Here is a 17,993-nt window from a genome sequence, read left to right as displayed (position 1 = left end):
AGGTTAATTGCTTAAAAAATCAATTACTTAACGGTAATTGCCCTTAAAAAACATTATCCGAATATGAGTGGTTTAACTCGGTTATTCCTATAAACGCAAAGCGCTTGTCAATCTAGACAAGCGCTTGTTAGTACTAAGTTATTTATGGTGCAAGTTATTTATGCTGCAATAAGGTGAGTGGTGATGTAAGGCTGCCACGCATTTTGATACAGCTCACGAGACTGACTGCGAATTGTCTGGATTTGAGCTAACTCAAATTGGCTCAGCTCACGAGCATCAATAGCAGCGTTACGTTCGATGTACTGAATTTGCTCATAGAGTTTGTGTTCTGGGCCACTTTTCACATCTGCAATCGCTTTAAGGTGAAGTTGAACTTCGGCAATCAAATTCGTTTTTGGTAGTTTGACCAAAATATTAAGGTCACGATAGCCAGAAGCTACGGGTTTTTTAAAGCGGTTTTTTACTCGAACAATGGTTGTTTCTCGACTGAGAACTTCATAAGCCTCCATTAAACTCGCTACATCGTTAGCAACAATTGTTGCACGAGCTAAATCGGTAATACGTTCGGGTTGGTTGTTGAGTTCTAGTGCAATTTTCTCTTTGGCACGATGAGATGACTTCACGCCGGCGAATAATGCGTCTGTTGAGGTTAATAATGCGGTACTTTTACAAATAGTTTCGAGCTCAGCTTGTGCTTGGTGCGCCTTTGAGTAAAGCACATCAAAATCGCTGTAAGGTTGAACAGGATTGAAATCGACGGATTTAATACCGTATAGGCCACTTAAATTGTGTTTGAACGCCTTTGAACACACTTCATTTTGGTTGGTCGCATTGTTTCCATTGTTACTTGGTGGAACAGGTATAGCGGCGAACGCTGGAGTACGGCTTAGCATTAAAAGCATTAGCGCCGTAGTTCTCAGAAATAGGCTCATTCACTCTCCTTTGATTTGTGGTCACTTAGTAAAAGAGATACTTAAAGGTCATTGCTAAGCAAACAAATCGTACACTACATAATGTGGGGTCTACGACCTTTTAAACAAGCTTTAAATGTGTAATGAATTGTAATCTACGAACTCCCTCACACTTTCTATCTCATTCTTTTTGAGTATGAAATTTTCAATCAGTTCATTCATAAGATGTAACTAATTATATTCATATTCACTGAACATAATATGAACAAAATACTCATAAAGGGGAGTGATGGGAATAGCGTATGCTAAGACCAAAATATCTATTTTCTACCTATTAGATATCGCTACAGTAAATAAAATGTGGGGTTGTGTGGGCATGATTTGTTTAATGGAGTTCGATTTTATGGGTTTATAATCTGAGAGATTCATATAGTCTATATTGGTATCGTGGTGTTGAGTTGGTTTAATCACGCTAATCATCACGTTTACAAGTCAGTCTTAGCACTTTTCAGCCTTAGATCTTAGATATTGGGTTCATGTTACTGGTACATGTCCATCCGAGTGGAAAGTGAGAACAATTATAAAAAAGAGAAAGTTATGAGAGATACAGAATTTTGGCATAGCAAGTGGGCTTCCAATCAAATTGGTTTCCATCTTGAAGACGTCAATCCGTTATTGATTAAATATTGGCAGGAAACTGAACCAAACGTTGACGATAAAGTGTTGGTGCCACTGTGCGGTAAGTCAGAAGATTTAGTATGGCTAGCGTCAAAACACGCCGACGTTCAAGGGGCTGAACTAAGTCAAATAGCCGTGCGTTCATTTTTTGCTGAGCATTTCTATACTCCGACAGTGACCACGCTTAATGGCCGACATGAATGCTATCAATTTGATGAACTGACCATTTATGCAGGTGATTTCTTTACCGCCCCGATTGAGAAAGTGGATCTTATTTATGATCGCGCAGCTCTAGTCGCACTTCCGCAAGAAATGCGCTTGGAATATGTAGAGCGTCTAAAGAGTTTACTGCAACCAGGTGGTCGAATTTTGTTGGTAACGCTTGATTATATTCAAGACGAAATGTCAGGACCTCCGTTTTCAGTGCCCGAATCTGAAGTGAGAGCGCTGTATAGTGAATTTACCGTCACTAAACTACTACGAGATGAAGCGGGTGAGATGCATCCTAAGATAGCGAAGCAAGGATTGTCGCGCTTTGCTGAAGAAGTGTATCTAATCCAAAGTTAATCTTTTGATTAAAATGAAAAAACGCTTGCCATCGGCAAGCGTTTTTTTACGATTATTATTCAATAACTGAGAACGTTAGTAAATAACACGAACCTTTGATGCGCTCTCAATTGCATCTTCAATTGCTTGCTCTATGTTGTTACGACGATTGATGACTACACCTAAGCGACGTCGACCGTCGATATCTGGTTTACCAAAGAGACGAATCTGCGTTTGTGGTAACGCTAACGCATCGGCAATACCATCAAAACGAACATTGTCAGATGTACCTTGACCAAGAATTACGGCAGATGCCGCCGGGCTAAATAGAGTAATACTATTGATTGGCATACCGGTAAAAGCGCGGACATGAAGTGCAAACTCGGACATATCTTGAGAGATAAGAGTCACCAAACCCGTGTCATGCGGGCGAGGCGAGACCTCATTGAAAATGACACTGTCTCCTTTAATAAACAGCTCTACACCAAAAATACCGTAACCACCTAAAGCATTAACGATTTTTTCTGCGGCATCTTGTGCTGCATCGAGGGCAGCTTTTGCCATAATTTGAGGCTGCCAAGACTCACGGTAATCCCCATCTTCTTGACGATGGCCAATAGGTGAACAGAAGTGAACACCATCAGATGCACGTACCGTTAATAGGGTAATTTCATAGTCAAAATCAATAAAGCCCTCGACGATGACGCGTCCAGCGCCAGTTCGCCCCCCTTCTTGCGCGTATTGCCATGCAGTATCAATGTCTTGTGTTGTTTTAATCACACTTTGACCTTTACCAGAAGAGCTCATAACTGGTTTGCATACACAAGGAATACCGACAGCTTCGATAGCCGCTATAAACTCCTCATAGCTGTCAGCAAAGCGGTAAGGGGAAGTGGTTAAGCCCAATTCTTCGGCAGCGAGACGGCGGATGCCCTCGCGATTCATGGTTAATTTCGTCGCTTTTGCACTTGGTACGACATTCAGCCCTTTTGCTTCGAGTTCAACCAGTTTATCCGTTGCGATAGCTTCAATTTCCGGTACGACGAAATCAGGCTTCTCTTGTTCGATTAGCTTCTCTAGTGCATCGCCATCTAGCATATCAATCACATGGCTTCGATGAGCCACTTGCATAGCAGGAGCATCTGCATAACGATCACACGCTATAACTTCGATACCCAAACGTTGACATTCAATAGCGACTTCTTTACCTAATTCACCAGAACCTAATAGAAGAACGCGTGTAGCATTATTGCGAGTAGCAGTACCAAACATAGTAGACCTATCTTTCCCATGACCGTGAAAACTGGCCATGATCATACGCAATTTTTACCAAAAAGCAAACGTTTGCGTAGTGTGTTATTGTAACATTGTTGCGTACAAAAATTAGACATGCTGCACAGTTCCTATTCTCCTAAGTGATTGATTCAAATTTCATTGATCTAAAACCATTTTCTGGAGCGAAAGGGGGAGGATGATTAAGCGGGCTTGCTTGCCCATCATGTCTAATCTCAGGAAGAGTTGTTGTTCCATGCGCCCTTATATCAAATATATTATCCCGATAGTGATCCCATTATTGGTGCTTCTAATGCCGTTGAGTGCTTTCCCATTTGATGGAATTACCATCATCCAGCAGAGAGTGATCGCAATATTTCTATTGGCAGCCTTGTGTTGGGTTTTTGAACCCATCCCAATTTATGCCACTTCGGTCGTAATTATAGTCTTGGAACTGCTACTTCTTTCTAATAAGGGCATCATCTTTTTCCGTTTAGATGAGGGAGAAGCGCACTTCGGAGAGTTGCTGCAATATAATGAGATTATGGCGACCTTTGCCAGTCCGATTATTATGCTGTTTTTAGGCGGCTTCTTTCTGGCGATGGCCGCAACTAAATATCGTTTGGATGTGAACTTGGCGCGAGTGTTACTCAAGCCGTTTGGTCATCGACCTAAATACGTGATGCTAGGGTTGATGTTGATTACTGCGATCTTCTCAATGTTCATGTCGAATACGGCAACAACGGCAATGATGTTGTCGATTTTAACCCCAGTTATCGCCGTATTTGGCCCCAAAGATCCTGGTCGAATTGCATTCGCTTTATGTATCCCTGTCGCAGCCAACATTGGTGGCATTGGCACGCCAATTGGTACTCCGCCTAACGCAATCGCGCTGAAATATTTAGTGGGTGACAACCTGATTACATTTGGTGAATGGATGGCGTTTGGTGTGCCATTTGTTGTGGTCATGATGGCATTAGCTTGGTTCTTAATTGATTTTCTCTACAAAGCAGAACAGCAAAAAATTGAACTGACGATTAAAGGTTCGTTTTTGAAAACACCTAAAGCGATCGTCGTTTATATCACTTTTGGTTTAACTATTTTGCTGTGGTTAATGGGTTCCCTTCATGGAATGAACTCGTACACAGTAGCGTTGATCCCAGTTGCAATTTTCTCTTTGACGGGAATTATCAACAAAGAGGATTTGAAAAAAATCTCATGGGACGTGCTGTGGTTGGTTTCTGGCGGTATAGCCTTAGGTCTTGCATTAGATAAAACCGGCTTAGCGAAATTGGTGGTGCACAGCATCCCATTTGATCAGTATTCACCTTATGTTGTGTTATTAGGTGCAGCATTCCTGTGTCTATTAATGGCAAACTTTATGTCACATACAGCAACAGCAAACTTGCTGATGCCTATCATGGCAGCTTTAGGTGCATCAATGACGTCACTGGCGCCACTTGGTGGGGAAGTGACGCTTATTCTAGTGGTTACGTTCGCAGCATCGCTCGGTATGTCTTTGCCGATCAGTACGCCGCCCAACGCACTTGCCCATGCCACCGGACATGTTCAGAGTAACGAAATGGCCAAAGCGGGGGTTGTGTTAGGTATTGTTGGGGTTTTACTGAGTTTTGTCTTGGTCTGGATACTTCACACTGTCGGACATATTGGTTAATTAATGAAGTATCAATCGGATCTCGACACGCTAGTACGTCGTTATTTTAATCAACCGGAACGAATTATAACGGTAGAGAAAGGAACGACGTTACTAGAACAAAATGGCTATAACGATCGTCTTTACTATGTGCTTTCTGGTGAACTTGCTGGTTACTACTCTTATCTCGGAGAAGATCTAATTAAGGTGTTTTTCGCTGGGGATGGCGCGTTTATTGGAGTACATAGTTTTTTCTCGGGAACTTGGACCGCTTCTTCAACGGTGATCGCACAATCTCAAGTTAAGTTAGCTTGGGTTGACCGCAATATAGCAGCTATCGACGAAGACAAGTATGGCCCACTGACGGCACAGTTTGCACCAGTGATCATGAATGAGTTGTCTCGAAGACAGCGAAGAGCGACTCAGGAAGCGTTAGCGAAAGAAAAGGCGATACAAAAGCTGAATTTAGCCGAACAAATGACGACGTTGGGGCAGTTAGCTGCCGGTATTGCCCATGAGTTAAATAACGCGATTGGTGTGGTAAGTAGCAAAACTGAACGGTTAGAAACTGAAGTGATGAGCTTGCTTGAGGAAATGCATCCGGAAGCGAGTCAATTTTTTGATTTAGGTTTGACGCAAGGGCAGAAAGTCTCATCAATTGAGGCGCGTAAGCGTAGTGCATTATTTGAGCGAAAATATGGACTATCAAAACCTATCGCAAAAGCACTCGCGCGTGCGGTGCTAGCCGATAGCATTCCCTCTCAGTGGCTAGCTAACCCAAAAGAGGCGATCCGTTTTTGGCAAATGGGACGCGATTTGCATGATTTGCGTTTAGCGTCTCATCATACCGTTGGTATCGTGAAATCGGTGAAACAGTTAGGCCGTAGCGATATCGACCAGGAGGAAGATCTAAATATAAATGACAGTATTCATCGTGCTGTTACTTTAATGCAAAGTGATTTAAGACGAGTTTCCGTACGTATAAGACCCGCTGAATTGCCCCCATTTCGTGGCTCTCAAACGGAACTAGCACAGATATGGATCAATATCATTAAGAACGCGTGTGATGCGATGATGGAAACCAGCGATCCTGAAATCGAAATTCAAACTAAGGTGAGTAAGCAGCGCGTTCTAATCACAATTTCTAATAACGGCCCTGAAATTGATGAAGCGACAAGGCGTCAAATCTTTCAGCCGAATTTTACCACTAAAAAAGGTGGATTGTCGTTTGGACTGGGGCTTGGTCTCTCAATAGTCCGACGAATTATTGCTGGGTATGGTGGCAGCATTGCCGTTAAAAGTAATGCTGAAAAAACCATTTTTAGAATCAAATTACCTATCGAGGATGAACATGGACAGGCTTAATGTAATTTGTGTTGACGATCAAAGAGAAGTATTAAGTGCCGTGTTGCAAGATCTTGAGTCGCTAGCGGATTGGCTCAACATTGAAGATTGTGAATCGGCAGCAGAAGTTTTAGAGCTAATGGATGAACTAGACGCTCAAGGTGAACATATCGCAGTACTGGTGTCAGATCATGTGATGCCGGGTAAAACGGGTGTGGAGTTATTGACGGAGGTCTCTCAAGATTCTCGTTTTGTTGAAACGAAGAAGATTTTATTAACGGGACAGGCAACGCACACAGATACGATAAACGCCATCAATCAGGCTGGTATAGATCAATATTTTGAAAAACCGTGGAAAGCACAAATTTTGGTTGAGGCGATCAGAACATTAACGACTGAGTACATTTTTGACGTTGGCCTTGATTACAGTGATTACCATCAGCACTTAGATCAAAATGTGGTGCTAAAACGTCTACGATAGCGACAGATTAAAAATGACATGTCGTTTTGCTTGAAGCTGTGGCGATGGTGACAGCAAACTTAAGCTGCAGTGATATGTGGCTTATGTTTGTGTCGCTTAAGCTTAATGTTGTTCGTGTTTATCAAGCGAGTCTGAGCTCCCTGTGATGGAGTTAAACTTTTGAATTAGGTTGCATTACGCCGTTTTTCTTTCGGTTGAGGCGAATAGAGGTTTTCTATCACGAGTGCGGTCATGATTTATTTACTAATATAACACCCATTGATTCCTCACCAATTAAGGTGGGGGGTATCCGTTTAATACAATAACCTTATATTTAATATAGATATTTTCTGGTTTTATAGCGTAAAATATAGTCTCATTATAAGTACATTTTTATCAAAAGCATTTTATAAACCTGCTCTGACTCTCAAGTTGGATGCATATTTGGTTTTAATTTATACAAACAGACGAAATGCAGAAGTAAAGTTATTCTTAGAATCATATAATCGATATAATTCATTAGTTAAAGAACAACTCACCCTAAATTCCTATGCAGTATGACCTGAAAAATTCGATAAAAATTCCAATTGATACATTGATGATAGGTATGTTCGTCACCGCTATTGAAGATAGTAAGCGAATTAATCTTGCCAATGCAGGTCGAGTTCCGAATAACGTCAGTATTCAGCAACTGATTCGTAAAGGGATAAAATTTGCGTGGGTAGATCAAAGCTTATCTGTTCACGGTTGTGTATTTAAACCCGTACCCACGGCTCAAGAGCCAGTCATTTCAGAATCACATAATATTTCTCCGCCACCGAAAAAGCCGACCAGCCGTTTCTCTAATCAAAAGCGATCGGCTCGAATTATTCGCGAAGCAAGAGGTTTAGCACAAAAGCTCATCAGCCAAACTTTTGAAGGCAAGGTTATCGACGTTTCGAACATTGATGATTGGGCTGACGATTTGATTGAGATGGTTTTGATTGATTCAGACGCATTACAATGTGTCTCGGCACTACGCAATAAGAATAAATATTTGCTAGAGCACTCTGTCAATGTTGCTTGTTTATTGGTCACGTTTGGTAAACATCTTGGCTTAGAAAAAGAAACGCTAAAGCAAATGGCGATTGGCGGCATTATTCATGATGTAGGCAAAATTCATATCGATGATAAGGTATTGAATAAACCAGCCAAATTGACACCAGAAGAGTTTGAACATATTAAGTTACATCAGGTCTATGCAAGAGACATTATTACCAATGTTCGAGGGTTAAGTGATGTCAGTAGTGATGTGTGTTTAATGCATCATGAAAAGCTCGATGGTAATGGATATCCTCTTGGGTTAAAAGACGAGCAGATCCCGGTACACGGTCGAATGAGTTGTATTGTTGATATCTATGATGCGTTGACCGCAGACCGTTGCTATAAACGCGGAATGAGTTCAGCCGAAGCGTTTAAAATTTTGCTTTCATTAACACCATTTCATTTAGATAAAGACTTGGTATACAAATTCATTAACTGCATTGGCGTTTACCCAGTGGGTTCAATTGTTGAACTGAGTGATGGCCGAGTCGGTATTGTATGGACATCTAATCATGATGAACCATTGAAGCCGGAAGTGAAGTGTTTCTATTCACGAAAATATTCACGCTTTATTGAAGTCAGTTATATTGATTTGAAATCGTCACAGCACAAAATTGATCGTGCGATTGCGCCACATAATTTGGAAGTGGATGCGACACCATTTTTTGAAATGTAAATGATTGCCGCTGAATATTAAAAGGCGACATAAAACGATGAATGTAAAAAAGGCGCTTACGCGCCTTTTTTGATCTGACCGAGATAAACTTACAGTGATAAATAAGTCACGGGAGCGTCAGGGTTAATGGCTTCAAGCGTTGTTTGCGTGTTAGCAAGGTGGCTAATGCTACCATCTTCTAATTCAACTAGCGCTACGGCTTCAATTGAATCAAGGGTTTTGCCATCGAGCATCAACAAAACCAACGCAACTTGCAATGGTGGCAAACTTGGGTTGAACGCTGCATTTTCTGCGTAAGAACCTAAGTAAGTTTTACCATGAGTCGTTTGGATGCTTACACCACTTAAGTTATGGCTATAAGGTGCGTGGCTCATGTTTAACGCCTGCAATGCCGATTGCACGAGCGCATCAGAATCATCACTTTGTTTACCATGATTTACAGGAGCCATTAGACCAGATTCAATGCCTAAATCGCTAGGGCCAAATGATTCTGGTAAGTACTCTTGTAGCGTCATTGCATCACGTTGTGGTAATTGAACCACTAAGTTTTGTGCTGAGTTCAATTCATTCATGAACTGACGGCAATGACCACATGGACTGAAGTTAATCGTGATATCAGTCAGTCCGTGTTCACCTTTCATCCAAGCATGGCTAATTGCAGACTGTTCCGCATGAACGGTTTGACCAAGTTGTACGCCAGAAAACTCTAAGTTAGCTCCGAAGTAAAGACGTCCACTTAAGCCACGAGCAATCGCGCCTACGTAAAAGTTTGAAATCGGTGCGTGAGAAAATGCAGCAGCAAAAGGCAGTAGCGCAACGCGCAATTCTGCATCATCGAGTCCAGAGAGGGATAAAAGATCGGAAAATTGATCTTGTGATAACGTCGCATCAAAATCGTCAGCGAGCAGGATTGGGGATAAATACTCGGCGATCGGTTGAGGTGCGTCTTTCAAGGCTTGTTCAATGCGGCTTCTCATAGTGAATCCTTGTTCTTCTCATTACTAAACTAACGTGCTGAAACTTTTTAACTGGCCGAAACATTAATCGCGATATTTTCGCGACACGTCATTTGCTTTGCTAACGTTACGGTAAACAGCATCAATAACACATTGGCTATGGCTTTGCATTGTATGTCAAATTTGTAGATTTAATCATGCTTTAATCACACTTTTTACTGCAATTTGCACTGAGCTTTCACAATTAGAGTGAGGTCACACAATTTTTGGTCAGCGCGATAGGCAATGGTGTGCGTAATGCGCAAGTAAGAAAATGATAGTGAAGGGTGATAAATTAAAAAGAAACCCCACTGATGAAGTGACTCAGCAGTGGGGTTTGTTATGTCTCATGCATTCTTTTACGAATTCAGCGCAAAGTATACTGATGAATTGAAGTACAAATTGATGTGCAATTTGACGCAAAAGAACGTGCTAGTGAGCCAACCAAAGAGCAAAAGCAAAAAAGGATGGGGCCAGTACCGAAGTAATGACACCACAGAGTACTAGAGCTAACGAGCTAAAGGCCGCATCTTGTCCATTTTTTTCCGCACAGGTTGCGGTGCCTAGGGCGTGAGAAACCGTCCCCATTGTTAACCCTTTAGCGATAGGGTGCGTAATATTCAAAATATTGTAAATTGGGTAGGCCGCGATAGCGCCACATAAACCCACAATCAAAACCAAGATAGCAGCAACCGCTGGCTCGCCGCCGAGGTGACTAGAAACTTCCATTGCGATAGGGGTTGTTACTGATTTACCTAATAAGCTCGCGATTAGCGTGATATCTGCTTTCATATAAACGGCAATCAAGCTGGTGGTCAGCATCGACATGACGCTACCAACACCACAAGCGAGCAGTATAATTCGCCAGTTTGCTCGGATCTGTGGGATTTGTTCATACAATGGGTAGGCAAGCGCCACGACAGCGGGTTGGAGTAGGTAGCTGATCCATTTGTTGTCGGCATAATACGTTTCGAACGGAATATGTAGCAAGGTTAGTAAAGGTATAAGAATGGCCAAACTAACCAAAAGAGGGTTCATAATTGGTGTATTACATTTTTTGCATAGCCAGCGAGCAAAGAAAAACACAACAATAGTGACGAGTAACCACATTATTGTTCACCTCGCTTTAGTAAACGATCCAGCATCAAGCCCAATAGAACGAGCACAATAAAGGTTCCGCCAACGGCACTTGCTAGTATCGGAAGCGCGTTTGACATTAAGGTATTGAAGTGGTCCATCAATCCCACACTAATAGGGACAAACAGCAAAATCATGTAACGGATAAAAAGCGAGGCGCTTGGCTGAACCCAGTCAGCGGGAACCAGTCCGCTTGCCATTAAGCCAAACAGAATCAGCATGCCGAAGATGCTACCCGGTATGGAAACATCGAGTAAAAGTTGGATATGAGTTCCGGCAAAAAGACACAAAAAAATGAGCCCCATCGACACGGCGTATTTGAGCATTGTTGTAATCATCATTGATGCTTAAGTTGTGGTGAAGTTAAGAGTGAAAACACAAGCGTTCAATCCACTCGCTTATTTCCCGTTAAATAATGAAACAAGCGAGTAAGACAGTTAACCGATTAGGAAATCAATTTCTCAACGTAACGATATAGCGATTTTAAAATAGTGATCTTCTTTTGGTCACTTTCATATTCGTGAACTAAGTTTTCTAGATTCAACATATACGCTTCAATACGCGTTTCGAAGTACTCTCGATTGTGCAGTGCCCAACGTTGTTGTTCAGCTTCGTCGAGTGTCCATGGATAATTGCGCGCACGGTATCGGAACAGCAGTGGTGCGATGCGATCGTCGTTAAAGCTAATATCTAACGCGGCTAAGTTCTCTGGTTTTGTCTCTAGGATAATATCCATTGAAGCGCGATCGGCTGGTGAAAAGAAGTTGTCGTACAGCATAGTATCGACATCACCATTTTTTTCGTATTCACGCTCATTGCTAAACACGCCCAATAATTTTTCTCTAATTTCAGGGTGTTGGCGAAGTAACGCTAAATTTTGCAAACATTGTTCTCGATCGATGCCAATGATCGCCGCATTTTCAGCGGTGAGTGTTTTAGCCGGAGCTAAAATAGGGCATTTATTCAAGTGAATGAGCTTAACTGGGACAGGAAGTTCATTCTCTTCACGTTCAGAACGTTTCGTGTAAAGGCGTTGGGTGAGCTGCTCTGAGGTTAAATCGATCAACACTTGTGGATCTTGTGCTAAGTCGACGGTAATCACAGCGTTTTGGTTGGTTGGATGCCATGCAACTGGAACAATCCAACTGGTATAGTTGCGTTCACGACCGAGCATACCTGACACATGCATTAGTGGTGTCATGTTAACGATATCAACTAACTCATTCAGCTTACGTTTATGACGCATAGAAAGGAAATAATCAAAAAGCTTAGGTTGGGCTTGTTTCACTTTCTTGGCCATTTCGATAGTGGCGATCACATCGGCCATCGCATCGTGGGCATTTGCATGTTCAATACCATTGGCAACAGAAAGATGTTCTAACTTAAAGCTGATGTAACCCTCATCGTTTTCAGGCCACTCAATGCCCTCTGGACGTAACGCATGACACGCGCGCATAACGTCGAGGAGATCCCAGCGAGAGTTACCATTTTTCCAACTCCAAGCATAAGGATCGATAAAGTTGCGGTAGCAAGTATAACGAGTCACTTCATCGTCGAAACGAATATTGTTATAGCCAACACTGATGGTATTGGGTTTCGCAAGCTCAGCATGGATTTTTGCAATAAATTCTGGTTCTGGTAAACCTTGATTCACTGCCGTTTGCGGTACGATTCCGGTAATCAACGCAGCTTCTGGAGCGGGTAAGTAGTCGGCAGGTGGTTGGCAGTAAATCACCAATGGTTCACCGATAATGTTGAAGTCCATATCGGTGCGAACACCAGCAAATTGGCACGGGCGATCAGTCGCTGGGCTTGTGCCCCACGTTTCGTAGTCGAAAAAGAAGAATGTTGCTTGTTCAGTAGTATTCATGGGGCGTGTATAAACCTAATTTTGCTGACCGCTGAGAAGTCACAATGTCTCTACCAGTTTGGCTGTTTGCTTTAACTATTATGGCTAAAACAAGCTCACTATATAACCAAAAAGACAATAAACACTGAAACACAAAGAAATAGTGGTCGTTTCTTAACGGTAAGTATCCGATATCACGCCTGTTTAGCGCAAGGTAAAATCGAAATGCGGCCTTGAAATATCGCGTTTGTCACTGCATCTGCAGCGTTCGGTATTTCATTCGTTCCCTCGTGTGGTGCGTATCTTCAGCATTCGGTATTTCGTTCCTCCCTCTGCGCCATAGAAAATGGGCCTACAAACCAAACAAGAGGGAGGTTAGGAGAGGGTTGTACGGCTTGATGTGAAAGTGCAATAGGATCTCTTGGTGAACACAGAGCTAATATGTGAATGGTTAACTCGTCCTGAATTTTTCCCTCGAGTGGTGCGAATCTTCAGTGTTCGATATTTCGTTCCTCCCCCTGCGTCATAGATAATTGGCCTAAAAACTAAACAAGGAGGAGGTTAGGAGGGGGTTGTACGGCTTGGTGTGAAAGTACGATAGGAGCGCTTGGTGAACACAAAGCTGATATGTGAATGGTTAATTCGTACTGTCTTTTTGTGAGTTCTGGTTTATCTAATAAGAGTTATCAAATCAGTATGTCCCGCTTACAAATTAGATGATTTTCTTGCATCTGGTGAATGCGGGCCAATAACTCTTTGTCTTGCCAAAGAGTCATCAGAAAGGCGCTTTGGGAACGATGGTGTGGTCCGGTCGCTTTTAGGCGTTCCCGACGCCGAAAAGCTAAAAATTCGTCCTGAATTTTTCCCTTGTGTGCGCGTAGCTTCAGCATTCGGTATTTCGTTCCTCCCCCTGCGTCATAGAAAATGGGCCTACAAACCAAACAAGAGGGAGGTTAGGAGGGGGTTGTACGGCTTGGCGTGAAAGTACGATAGGAGCGCTTGGTGAACACAAAGCTGATATGTGAATGGTTAACTCGTCCTAAATTTTCCCTCGAGTAGTGCGTAGCTTCAGCATTCGGTATTTAGTTCCTCCCCCTGCGCCATAGAAAATTGGCCTACAAACCAAACAAGGGGGAGGTTAGGAGGGGGTTGTACGGCTTGGTGTGAAAATACGATAGGATCGCTGGGACATCACAAAGCCAATATGTGAATGGTTAATTTGTCCTGTCTTTTTTTGAGTTCTTGTTTATCTAATAAGAGTTATCAAATCAGCATGTCCCGCTTACAAATTAGATGATTTTCTTGCATCTTGTGAATGCGGGCCAATAACTCTTTGTCTTGCCAAAGAGTCATCAGAAAGGCGCTTTGGGATCGATGGTGTGGTCCGGTCGCTTTTAGGCGTTCCCGACGCCGAAAAGCTAAAAATTCGTCCTGAATTTTTCCCTCGTGTGGTGATTGCTTTCAGCATTCGGTATTTCGTTCCTCCCCCTGCGCCATAGAAAATTGGCCTACAAACCAAACAAGGGGGAGGCTAGGAGGGGGTTGTACGGCTTCGCGCGCATCATCATTGAGGTCGTTTTTTCCTTTGGTTCGATAAGGGATGACGTATTTAACGGCCATAATACGAGCATCATGCCCAAGTTATTGAGTGCTCTGCCCAATAATGTGCACCACAACACGCTTCAATCTCTATACGCATGAGTGGCATACTTGCTATTGTAGTCAGCAGTTTAGAGCAGGTTACTGACTTATGAAGTATGACCTTACCATTTTGGTCTACGGCATGAAGACTAAAGTGGTTTTTAACTAGGTCGATACCGCAGAAATAAGAATAATCAGACATGGTGCAAATGTATGCCACTTAAGTGTGGCAGATCCTCGGGAGGGGGAATCCATGTCATTCGTTAGTTTTCAAGGCAGAAGCACACGTTACCTCAAAGAACTACATCATTCGCCATGCTAGATTAGTTGCGTATTATTGTTAATGAGGAAACAGTTATGTCTGTAGAAAATGGGAAGCAAGAAGTTACTGTTGTAGACGTGAAAATGCCATTTATGTCCATGGTTGTTTTTATGGTCAAATTTGCGATTGCATCGATTCCAGCTTTCATAATTTTGAGCATTGTCTTTTCTATTCTAGCTGCGGTATTTGGTGGGGTTTTCCATGGTATGGGCAGGTATTAAAAGCTAACAAGGCGTTCAGAAGCCATTCCCAGCACTTGGCATTTTTTAGCTTAAAGTTGACTTTTATGTAAATAATTCAATGGCTTGTGATAGGTGCTTGGCGTTATTCTCGTCTTAGTGTGGCGTAAAATGCCTTATCAATATCGCATGTTCAACTTACTGTACAAGTATATGAGTGAAGATTATACTTGTTCCATTAATTGTACATGTGGAGGTTCTTATGAGAATCGTATCTTTTACTGAAGCTAGAAATGGTCTTAAAGCTGTTTTAGACGGTGTAGTCAATGACGCAGATACAACAATCATTACACGCCGTGACTCTGAGGATGCTGTGGTTATGTCTTTAGACTACTACAATAGCCTTATGGAGACAGTGCACTTACTACGCTCTCCTCAAAATGTTGAACATCTAAACCGGTCAATAGAACAATACCGTGCTGGAAAAACAACTGCACGAGAGTTAATTGATGAGTAGTAGTCAACGTTTACTATCGTGGACTGATGAGGCTTGGGGCGACTACCTGTACTGGCAAGGCCAAGATAAGAAAACACTTAAGCGTATCAACAAACTTATCAATGATGTTAAGCGTTCTCCTTTTGAGGGTATCGGTAAACCTGAACCGTTAAAAGAGAACTTATCTGGCTTTTGGTCTCGCCGTATTGACGACACTAATAGGCTTGTTTACGCAGTCGATGAGCAAGCGATCACAATAATTTCATGTCGTTACCACTACTAAACCAGGCTCAGCGGTCGGGCATCTCACAAACAATTTAAGAGTGATTCCCCTCGCTTGGCAGTTTTGGTTTGGGTCTAGTTTGGTGATTACGGCGTCCAATTTGAGTATTGTGGCTCACATATATGCTCTCCCCCAGTATTGCAAGTCAGTAGTATGATTAAAAGCGCAGGTTAACTACCATATATACGGCCTGTTTAACGGCTATTGTCTTGGCCAAGATGAGGCAGTCGAACACGAAGTCCTAATCACCTTATCGACTTTAAAAGCCAGCGTGAGCACAAGGTTTTCAACGTGTAGGATTTATCCTGTTATTCATCTCACTACGTACTTTGCAAAGGGGTGGTGGTGTATGTTGTTTTATGCTGAGTCATGGTCTTCTCCTTTTGCTTTGGGAGCTCAACACTCCAAGCATGGCTGATGGTCATGTGAAGTGGTAGGGGGAGACCATCTCATCACCTTAATTGACCGTTAGTACACCTAATTGACTTTTTGCGCCAACATTGCATTCGAACTATTATTTGTACATTATTTCGTACTATTTGGTATTCAATATGAGTCGTATTCATTTCGATCAAGATATCCAGCCTCTTTCTGAGTTTCGTGCAGGTGTAACCTCATTCATTAAACAAATCAATGAGACACGCCGACCTTTAGTGATTACTCAGCGCGGTAAGGATGTTGCAGTTGTACTCGACGTTGCAGAGTATGAATCAATGCAGGAAAAAATCGAGTTCCTGGAAGAAATGGGAACAGCAGAAGCACAATTAGCTTCGGGGTCAGGTGTGTCTAATGAAGATACTCGAGCTCAAGTTCTGGGACGTATTAAATAATGAAAGTAGTTTGGTCACTATCGTATAATTTACAGTTTAGGCCTTGAAATTCGCATTTTGACGGTTCGCAACTGTCGTCAGCAGAACCCGGTGTTCTAACACATATGAGCCTTCTGCCTGTCAATAGGCAATAACATCCTGTTGGCTGTCCGAGCAGTCAATGCTCTTCGAACAACAAAGTATCTACTTCGTTTGGTCATTTCGGTCATTAAGCAATGTTTACGATAAACACATATTGAGGACCTCTTATTGCAGTCTCGCCGCTGCCAACCATTATTGGTGGGTCACTAGACATCCCCAGCAGGCACTATTCAAAAAAATGGTTAAACAGATATTTTCCAGTTATTGGTTACTTTAGTGTGTGTCCTTGCTATCTTGTGCTCGCTATCTGTTCACCCATAATCAACTTAAAGTCGCGTTCAATCACGAAATGAGTCAAGTCTTCACAGACTATTGAAAACCGAATCGATTTGTACATGGAATCCTAATGGATATCGTCTTTAAATCTGCCATTAGAGTTAAATTTCAAGAAAATTAATTTAGTAATTGATCACAAATTAATGAGTATCTAATTGTTTAATTTATTCTAATGGTTATGATTCCTAAAAAATGTTCACGAGAACAATTGGTATGGTGAAGCAAGAAGATATAGCTAAAAAACTAAATATAACGAGAACAACTGTAGCCAGAGCATTAAATGACTCGTCGCATATCAAAGCAGAAACCAAAGCGTTAGTATTAAGAACAGCTAATGAAATGGGATATGTACGTAACCATGTAAGTAGTGCGTTAAGAGCAAATCAAGCAAAGAAAGTATATGCGTTTATCGTTCAGTCAGATGCATCAGATATATATTCAAAAGATATTTATGATGGCCTCGTCCAATTCTCTGAAAAAGTAAAATCGTTCAATTTTGAATTGCAGATAATAAAAACTGACATCAATGATTCTGATGGGCAGATTAAGGCATTAAAAGAGATTTTAAAACAAAAACCCGATGGGATTATTATTACTGCTTTAGATAAAGAAAAAACACAAAAAATCATTCTAAAGAGTTCTGGTACGCGCTTTATCTCACTTGGTGTAAAGATTTGTGATGAAGTATTGCATGTGGGGCCTGATTACTACCGAATGGGTAGACTATCAGCGGATATCATGATTCAAATGTTGTCAAAGGATAGCATGATTTTTCTTGTGGAAACTGAAAATGACCATGTTTCATCGGAGATGAAATATCGAGGCTTTTTGGATGGTTTGACAGAGAAGAGTATCCAGTTAGATGGTCCACATTACTATTTAAATATATTTGAAAGTATGGGTGAAATAACAAAATCTTTTGCGAATAGTGGTTGTTCTTCTTTATTTAGTAATCGTTACATTAGTGAGATATTTGAAGAGTTGTTTAAGCTCGATATTGAATTGGAAAAGTCAATTGCGACAGGTTTGAATAATCTGACATCTAAACACTTGGAAAATGGAAGTATCAATGCGGCGGTAGTGGAAAAGGGATATGAGCAATCATATAAAGCCGGTGAGTTGATGTTTGAACTATTAGTGAAAAAAGAGAAGAAAACACAAAGTATATCAACAGGGTTCGATATATTTTTCCCTGAAAATTTTAGTTGGAAATAAGTTTA

The 17,993-nt window shown here is 41.7% G+C and carries 16 protein-coding genes and 1 pseudogene; 10 read left to right on the top strand and 7 right to left on the bottom strand.

Going from position 1 to position 17,993, the window contains the following annotated elements:
• Positions 1–158: 158 nt before the first annotated feature.
• Complete coding sequence (locus DZ860_RS07265) at positions 159–932, bottom strand: nucleotidyltransferase family protein (RefSeq protein ID WP_120030266.1); 774 nt, start codon at positions 930–932, stop codon at positions 159–161.
• A gap of 576 nt (positions 933–1,508) precedes the next feature.
• On the opposite strand from DZ860_RS07265, the gene DZ860_RS07260 reads away from it, so the two are divergent.
• Complete coding sequence (locus DZ860_RS07260; RefSeq protein ID WP_120030265.1) at positions 1,509–2,156, top strand: thiopurine S-methyltransferase; 648 nt, start codon at positions 1,509–1,511, stop codon at positions 2,154–2,156.
• Between the two features lie 75 nt (positions 2,157–2,231).
• On the opposite strand, the gene purT is transcribed toward DZ860_RS07260, so the two are convergent.
• Positions 2,232–3,407: a formate-dependent phosphoribosylglycinamide formyltransferase gene (purT, locus tag DZ860_RS07255; RefSeq protein ID WP_120030264.1), complete on the bottom strand. Its 1,176-nt coding sequence runs from the start codon at positions 3,405–3,407 to the stop codon at positions 2,232–2,234.
• 256 nt (positions 3,408–3,663) lie between these two features.
• Here purT and DZ860_RS07250 point away from each other — a divergent pair, with 256 nt between their 5' ends.
• From DZ860_RS07250 to DZ860_RS07235, 4 genes are all read left to right on the top strand, one after another.
• On the top strand, positions 3,664–5,082 hold the full coding sequence (locus DZ860_RS07250) for an SLC13 family permease (RefSeq protein ID WP_120030263.1): 1,419 nt from the start codon (positions 3,664–3,666) through the stop codon (positions 5,080–5,082).
• Between the two features lie 3 nt (positions 5,083–5,085).
• Positions 5,086–6,426 carry an ATP-binding protein gene (locus DZ860_RS07245; protein ID WP_120030262.1) on the top strand — a complete coding sequence of 447 codons (1,341 nt, stop codon included), beginning with the start codon at positions 5,086–5,088 and terminating at the stop codon, positions 6,424–6,426.
• On the top strand, positions 6,413–6,886 hold the full coding sequence (locus DZ860_RS07240) for a response regulator (protein ID WP_120030261.1): 474 nt from the start codon (positions 6,413–6,415) through the stop codon (positions 6,884–6,886). Before DZ860_RS07245 ends, DZ860_RS07240 begins: the two co-directional genes overlap by 14 nt.
• 529 nt (positions 6,887–7,415) lie before the next feature.
• Positions 7,416–8,624, top strand: coding sequence for a cyclic di-GMP phosphodiesterase (locus DZ860_RS07235; protein WP_120030260.1), 1,209 nt, complete (start codon positions 7,416–7,418; stop codon positions 8,622–8,624).
• Between the two features lie 89 nt (positions 8,625–8,713).
• On the opposite strand, the gene cdd is transcribed toward DZ860_RS07235, so the two are convergent.
• From cdd to DZ860_RS07205, 5 genes and pseudogenes are all read right to left on the bottom strand, one after another.
• Positions 8,714–9,601, bottom strand: a complete 888-nt coding sequence (gene cdd, locus DZ860_RS07230; RefSeq protein ID WP_120030259.1) for a cytidine deaminase — start codon at positions 9,599–9,601, stop codon at positions 8,714–8,716.
• Positions 9,602–10,051: 450 nt separating this feature from the next.
• Entirely contained in the window at positions 10,052–10,729 is a 678-nt protein-coding gene (locus DZ860_RS07225; protein WP_120030258.1) for an LrgB family protein, read from the bottom strand.
• A complete protein-coding gene (locus tag DZ860_RS07220; RefSeq protein ID WP_120030257.1) occupies positions 10,729–11,094 on the bottom strand; it encodes a CidA/LrgA family protein in 366 nt (121 codons plus the stop codon). Before DZ860_RS07220 ends, DZ860_RS07225 begins: the two co-directional genes overlap by 1 nt.
• A 107-nt stretch (positions 11,095–11,201) precedes the next feature.
• A complete protein-coding gene (gene sbcB, locus DZ860_RS07215; RefSeq protein WP_120030256.1) occupies positions 11,202–12,626 on the bottom strand; it encodes an exodeoxyribonuclease I in 1,425 nt (474 codons plus the stop codon).
• 1,515 nt (positions 12,627–14,141) lie between these two features.
• Positions 14,142–14,448: pseudogene (locus tag DZ860_RS07205) on the bottom strand (IS110 family transposase); the annotation flags it as partial.
• Between the two features lie 155 nt (positions 14,449–14,603).
• On the opposite strand from DZ860_RS07205, the gene DZ860_RS07200 reads away from it, so the two are divergent.
• The 5 genes from DZ860_RS07200 to DZ860_RS07175 all read left to right on the top strand — a co-directional run bounded on the left by DZ860_RS07200 (position 14,604) and on the right by DZ860_RS07175 (position 17,988).
• A complete protein-coding gene (locus DZ860_RS07200) occupies positions 14,604–14,789 on the top strand; it encodes a hypothetical protein (RefSeq protein WP_120030254.1) in 186 nt (61 codons plus the stop codon).
• Positions 14,790–15,009: 220 nt separating this feature from the next.
• The gene (locus DZ860_RS07195) at positions 15,010–15,264 is read left to right on the top strand and encodes a type II toxin-antitoxin system Phd/YefM family antitoxin (RefSeq protein ID WP_120030253.1); all 255 of its coding nucleotides are present in this window, start codon (positions 15,010–15,012) and stop codon (positions 15,262–15,264) included.
• Positions 15,257–15,526 (top strand): Txe/YoeB family addiction module toxin, encoded by a 270-nt coding sequence (locus DZ860_RS07190; protein WP_120030252.1) that lies wholly within the window; start codon positions 15,257–15,259, stop codon positions 15,524–15,526. The genes DZ860_RS07195 and DZ860_RS07190 overlap by 8 nt, the downstream gene beginning before the upstream one ends.
• A 551-nt stretch (positions 15,527–16,077) precedes the next feature.
• On the top strand, positions 16,078–16,356 hold the full coding sequence (locus DZ860_RS07185; protein ID WP_165862864.1) for a type II toxin-antitoxin system Phd/YefM family antitoxin: 279 nt from the start codon (positions 16,078–16,080) through the stop codon (positions 16,354–16,356).
• 630 nt (positions 16,357–16,986) lie between these two features.
• Positions 16,987–17,988, top strand: a complete 1,002-nt coding sequence (locus DZ860_RS07175) for a substrate-binding domain-containing protein (protein ID WP_165862863.1) — start codon at positions 16,987–16,989, stop codon at positions 17,986–17,988.
• The last annotated feature ends 5 nt before the right edge of the window (positions 17,989–17,993 follow it).

This window comes from Vibrio sinensis (genome assembly GCF_003605645.1).
Classification (GTDB): domain Bacteria; phylum Pseudomonadota; class Gammaproteobacteria; order Enterobacterales; family Vibrionaceae; genus Vibrio; species Vibrio sinensis.
The sequence above is the reverse complement of the archived record's forward strand: the minus strand, read 5'-3'. Positions and strand labels throughout refer to the sequence as shown.

What these genes read in the sequence shown, in the direction of transcription:
- DZ860_RS07265 (WP_120030266.1), bottom strand. Translation starts at nt 932, where the DNA reads ATGAGCCTATTTCTGAGAACTACGGCGCTAATGCTTTTAATGCTAAGC.
- DZ860_RS07260 (WP_120030265.1), top strand. Translation starts at nt 1,509, where the DNA reads ATGAGAGATACAGAATTTTGGCATAGCAAGTGGGCTTCCAATCAAATT.
- purT (WP_120030264.1), bottom strand. Translation starts at nt 3,407, where the DNA reads ATGTTTGGTACTGCTACTCGCAATAATGCTACACGCGTTCTTCTATTA.
- DZ860_RS07250 (WP_120030263.1), top strand. Translation starts at nt 3,664, where the DNA reads ATGCGCCCTTATATCAAATATATTATCCCGATAGTGATCCCATTATTG.
- DZ860_RS07245 (WP_120030262.1), top strand. Translation starts at nt 5,086, where the DNA reads ATGAAGTATCAATCGGATCTCGACACGCTAGTACGTCGTTATTTTAAT.
- DZ860_RS07240 (WP_120030261.1), top strand. Translation starts at nt 6,413, where the DNA reads ATGGACAGGCTTAATGTAATTTGTGTTGACGATCAAAGAGAAGTATTA.
- DZ860_RS07235 (WP_120030260.1), top strand. Translation starts at nt 7,416, where the DNA reads ATGCAGTATGACCTGAAAAATTCGATAAAAATTCCAATTGATACATTG.
- cdd (WP_120030259.1), bottom strand. Translation starts at nt 9,601, where the DNA reads ATGAGAAGCCGCATTGAACAAGCCTTGAAAGACGCACCTCAACCGATC.
- DZ860_RS07225 (WP_120030258.1), bottom strand. Translation starts at nt 10,729, where the DNA reads ATGTGGTTACTCGTCACTATTGTTGTGTTTTTCTTTGCTCGCTGGCTA.
- DZ860_RS07220 (WP_120030257.1), bottom strand. Translation starts at nt 11,094, where the DNA reads ATGATTACAACAATGCTCAAATACGCCGTGTCGATGGGGCTCATTTTT.
- sbcB (WP_120030256.1), bottom strand. Translation starts at nt 12,626, where the DNA reads ATGAATACTACTGAACAAGCAACATTCTTCTTTTTCGACTACGAAACG.
- DZ860_RS07200 (WP_120030254.1), top strand. Translation starts at nt 14,604, where the DNA reads ATGTCTGTAGAAAATGGGAAGCAAGAAGTTACTGTTGTAGACGTGAAA.
- DZ860_RS07195 (WP_120030253.1), top strand. Translation starts at nt 15,010, where the DNA reads ATGAGAATCGTATCTTTTACTGAAGCTAGAAATGGTCTTAAAGCTGTT.
- DZ860_RS07190 (WP_120030252.1), top strand. Translation starts at nt 15,257, where the DNA reads ATGAGTAGTAGTCAACGTTTACTATCGTGGACTGATGAGGCTTGGGGC.
- DZ860_RS07185 (WP_165862864.1), top strand. Translation starts at nt 16,078, where the DNA reads ATGAGTCGTATTCATTTCGATCAAGATATCCAGCCTCTTTCTGAGTTT.
- DZ860_RS07175 (WP_165862863.1), top strand. Translation starts at nt 16,987, where the DNA reads ATGGTGAAGCAAGAAGATATAGCTAAAAAACTAAATATAACGAGAACA.